The following is a 4,529-nucleotide window of genomic DNA, read 5'->3' on the forward strand; positions in this document are numbered from 1 at the left end:
GTTCGGAGTTACAGATGCAAAGGTAGGACTGGTTGGTGCAGCTGTTTCGGATCACCCTGAGATAGATAGTATTTGTTCTCAACTGTCGAAACTCGGCATTCGTATATCGGTTTCTTCCCTTAGAGCAGATGCTATTACAGATAGAATTGCTGACACCCTTGTTTCGAGTGGACATAAGACTGTCTCACTTGCACCTGAAGCAGGCTCTGAAAGGTTAAGGAAGGTAATCAAAAAAGACCTAAGAGAGGATGATATATTGCGTGCGGCAGAGATCATATTCAGTAAAGGTATACCAAATCTTAAACTCTACTTCATGATAGGTTTGCCAACAGAGACGATAGAGGACATTGATTCAATAGTCACTCTTACAAAAAAGGTGCATGATATCCAGCTTTCTGCAGGGAGGATAAAAGGAAGCATAGGGAGAATTACCCTGAGCGTTAACTGTTTTGTTCCAAAACCATTTACACCATTTCAATGGTGCAGTATGAATAGTATTGAAGACCTTAAAGTCAAACTAAAATATCTCAAGAAGTCTATCTCAGGTATCAGAAATACGAATATGATACATGACTTACCAAAATGGGCTCATCTTCAAGGGATGCTATCGCGTGGGGATAGAAGACTCAGTGGAGTACTTGAACGGATGATTAAGATAGATGACTGGCGAAAGGATGCAAGCGATACAGGTATTGACCCCTCATTCTATACGATGCGTGAAAGGTATATGGATGAGGTTTTTCCTTGGGAGATCATAGATATTGGTGTGAAAAGGGAATATCTCTGGAAGGAATATCAAAAGGCGATGTATAATATAACTTGAATTACCTATTCGCTGATTACGACTTGTATGCTTTAAAAACGAAGGAGGTATATTATGGATATAATGGAACAAAAGAGAAAAGAGATGAAGAAAGAGTTTTTGGCACTAACACCTCTTGAACGAATAAAACAGATGAATGCCCTCTTTAATGACATCATCTTATTAAAAGCGAAGACAAAAGGCGTAAAAGAATATGAAGTCTATAGAAGATACATTAAGACTCGTAAATAATACCGTCCTGTCTCTTAGCAAGCATACTAAGATTAGCATTGCCCTTATTGGTGGATATGCTACAATTGCCCATGGAGTAGAGAAGACAACCGCAGATGTAGATTTTTGTATCTATACAGAAACCATTTACAGAAAAGAGACCCTTACCTTTATTGAACTGCTCAAAAAAGTAATACCAGATAATTTTGAAATACGTTTTATAGAAGGAAGCAAGATCGCGGATGATCCATTTAAGCATGATGTCATCTTTATGGATGATAGAGCTGGCGAGTATCCAAGAATTGATCTTATCATTGCAAAATATAAATGGGAATTAGAAGGCTTAGAAGAGGCAAAGCCATTGGAAGATATACTATTTCCAGTGCTGTCAAAACCTTATCTTGTTACAATGAAACTAAAAGCTGGTAGCCTAAAGGATGACAGTGATATAGTTGGTCTCTACGAACCGATGACAGCACAGGAAAAGAAAAAGGCATTTAAACTCGCAAGGCTAATACATAGAGACAAAAAGTTGAAAAGTCTTCTTGCCTATGAGAAACCCAGACAAGAGAAAGAAAATAAAAGTCTACTTATAAGGCAGGAATACTCTGAAGAATAATATGGGGTTTTCTATCGCAGAGAACCTGAAAGCAGTTAAAGAAAGAGTAAAGGCCACTGCTCTCAGGGCAGGAAGGGATCCTGATAATATAAAGATAGTAGTTGTCACAAAGACAATTGATATAGACAGGATAATGGAGGCTATAAGTGCAGGGGCAGAGATACTCGGCGAAAACAGGGTGCAGGAAGCACAAAAAAAAGTTATGAGTGATGAGTTAAGAGTTATGAGTGATGAGGTTGAGTGGCATCTGATCGGGCATCTTCAGACGAATAAGGTAAAGATTGCAGTGAGGTTATTTGACCTGATTCATTCGGTTGATAGTCTCCATCTTTCAAGGGAGATAGATGGACAAGCAGAAAGTATCGATAAGATACAGGATATACTTATAGAGGTAAATGTTTCAGCGGAAAAGAGCAAATATGGAATAAAACCAGAAGAATTAGAGGAATTTCTTAAAGATGTATCAGCATTTAAAAATCTGGATGTTAAAGGACTCATGACCATGCCACCTTTTTCGGAAAACCCAGAGGATTCAAGATATTTTTTCAGGCATCTGAAAAAACTTTCACAAGAAGCAGGATTGAAAGAACTTTCTATGGGTATGTCGAATGATTACGAGGTAGCAGTGGAGGAAGGTGCTACGATGGTCAGAATAGGAACAGCGATATTTGGGGAGAGAAAATAAAAGTGTTGATTCGGTGTATTATAAGTGTTACACTATAAAAAGAGGTAGTCTATTATGCCAACAAAAAATCCGAGGATTAATGTAGTTCTGGAAAAGCCACTTTACAAGAGCGTTCAGCATCTTGCAGAGAAAGAAGGGGTATCACTCTCATTAAAAGTCCGTGACCTAATAAAGGAGGCATTAGAATTGGAAGAAGATATTGCATTGTCCTTACTTGCTGAGAAAAGGGAACGAACCTTTGATAGAGCAAAAGCATTGAAACATAATGAGGTCTGGTAGTCTTGCCTTTTGAGCTTAGATATCATCCTGATGTTAAGACAGTTGATATGCCATTGCTCAATGAGAGGCTTAAAAAACGTATTAAAAATGCTATAGAATCTCGTCTTATGACTGCTCCTCATCAATACGGTGAGCCCTTAAGAAAGACCCTTAAAGGGTATTGGAAATTAAGGGTTGGGGATTACAGGGTAGTATTTAAAATAGTAAATAATGAAGTATGGATACTCGGTATTATCCATAGAAAACATGTGTATGAAATGATGGAGAAAAGGGTATCAAAAGGATAGCTTATGCCAGATATTAAATCCAATGAAAGAGAATTCATGAGCCAGGTAATATCCTGGCTGAATGAGTTTAACACCGAGGTAGTTTTTTACATGGCAAGGTAAAATGTTATAATTCAAGCTAAGTATGGCAAAAGGTGCTCATAAATATAAAACACCAGAAGAATTTGAGACAGCTGGATATATAAAAGATTATATCACTAGTGAATATATCTCTGGCAAACCTGAAAATATTGAGGCAAAAGTAGTCTTTGAAGAGCGGCTACACAAAGAATACGGTTATGACCTTAATCAGATGCAGCCCGAATTCAAAATCCAGAAAGGCAGTGCACTTATTGGCCCTGCTGATATTGTAGTCTTCCACGATGTAAAAGATAAAACACAGGACAATATCTACATAGTCGTTGAATGCAAAAGAAAAGAGCGGACAGACGGAATACAGCAACTTAAAACCTATCTTGCCCCTTTGACTGCTGCGAAATATGGCGTATGGTTTAATGGTGTAGAAACTGTTTATCTCAAGAAACTTGATAAAGCTCCATACTTCAAACCTATTCCAAACATTCCTAAAAAAGGAGAGACCTTAGAACTTCCAAAGAAAAGCGAACTAAAGCCTGCCACGGAACTAAAATCTGTCTTTGAAACCTGCCATAACTATATCTATGCAAATGAAGGTCTCCTTAAGGAGAAGGTCTTTAATGAGGTTTTAAAGATACTCTTTCTGAAGATAGTGGATGAGAGAGACTATTCAAGCGCCGTTGCGAGATTTGGAATCACAGAAGAAGAAAATGACCTCCTCATAGAAGGTAAGGGTAACTCCTTTATATCACGTATGGAAGAACTCTTCGCCGAAGTAAAGAAAAGATATGGCGATGTCTTTACATCTGATGAAAGGATAAACCTAAAACCTGTAACACTTGGTTTTGTTGTCGGACAGTTAATGTATTTTGATCTCAGAAAGACACCTGCTGATGTAAAGGGAACAGCATTCCAGACCTTTGTCTATGCTCATCAAAGAGGAGAAAGGGGTGAGTTTTTCACTCCTGATCCAATAGTTAGGCTAATGGTGGAGATGCTAAATCCAAAATCTAATGAGATAGTCTTTGACCCTGCCTGTGGTTCGGGTGGTTTCCTTGTGGCAGCTATGAAGCATGTCTGGAAACAAATAGAAAAGGTAGTAAAAGACCCTGGGGAACTCAGAGATGCTCAACTTTCATATGCTATTGATAAAATAAGGGGAATGGACTTTAACCCCGACCTTGCAAGGGTATCAAAGATGCGGATGGTTCTTGAGGATGATGGACATACAGGGGTTTTCTCTGCCAATGCCCTCGATGACTTTGAAATAATATCAAGAACAGCCCATGAAATGGGTGCTACAAAGGTTATAAAAAGTAGATTTGATGTTATCCTCACAAATCCCCCTTTTGGAACTAAAGGAAAGGTTACTAATCGGGAGATACTAAAAAACTTTGAACTCGGCCATAAATGGAAACTGAATAAAGAGACAGGACAATGGGAAAAAGAAAGTAAACTCTTTGATGGACAGGTTCCAGATATTCTTTTTATAGAAAGATGTCTTGATTATCTTGATGTTCGTGGAAGGATGGGGATTGTTATCCCTGATGG

The 4,529-nt window shown here is 38.3% G+C and carries 7 protein-coding genes; all 7 read left to right on the plus strand.

Translation table 11 applies throughout. The features are described 5' to 3' along the window. On the plus strand, positions 1-823 hold an 823-nt coding region (locus AB1488_10580; protein MEW6410534.1), incomplete at its 5' end, for a radical SAM protein. 54 nt (positions 824-877) lie between these two features. Beyond that, entirely contained in the window at positions 878-1,054 is a 177-nt protein-coding gene (locus tag AB1488_10585; GenBank protein ID MEW6410535.1) for a hypothetical protein, read from the plus strand. Further along, the gene (locus AB1488_10590) at positions 1,017-1,652 is read left to right on the plus strand and encodes a hypothetical protein (protein ID MEW6410536.1); all 636 of its coding nucleotides are present in this window, start codon (positions 1,017-1,019) and stop codon (positions 1,650-1,652) included. The genes AB1488_10585 and AB1488_10590 overlap by 38 nt, the downstream gene beginning before the upstream one ends. A 1-nt stretch (position 1,653) precedes the next feature. Further along, complete coding sequence (locus AB1488_10595; protein MEW6410537.1) at positions 1,654-2,337, plus strand: YggS family pyridoxal phosphate-dependent enzyme; 684 nt, start codon at positions 1,654-1,656, stop codon at positions 2,335-2,337. Between the two features lie 54 nt (positions 2,338-2,391). Further along, positions 2,392-2,616 carry a ribbon-helix-helix protein, CopG family gene (locus AB1488_10600; GenBank protein ID MEW6410538.1) on the plus strand — a complete coding sequence of 75 codons (225 nt, stop codon included), beginning with the start codon at positions 2,392-2,394 and terminating at the stop codon, positions 2,614-2,616. Positions 2,617-2,618: 2 nt separating this feature from the next. After that, positions 2,619-2,903, plus strand: coding sequence for a type II toxin-antitoxin system RelE/ParE family toxin (locus tag AB1488_10605; protein ID MEW6410539.1), 285 nt, complete (start codon positions 2,619-2,621; stop codon positions 2,901-2,903). Between the two features lie 124 nt (positions 2,904-3,027). Beyond that, positions 3,028-4,529 (plus strand): N-6 DNA methylase (locus AB1488_10610; GenBank protein MEW6410540.1); only part of this gene is annotated, 1,502 nt, incomplete at its 3' end.

Source organism: Nitrospirota bacterium (genome assembly GCA_040756155.1).
Taxonomy (GTDB): Bacteria; Nitrospirota; Thermodesulfovibrionia; order JACRGW01; family JBFLZU01; genus JBFLZU01.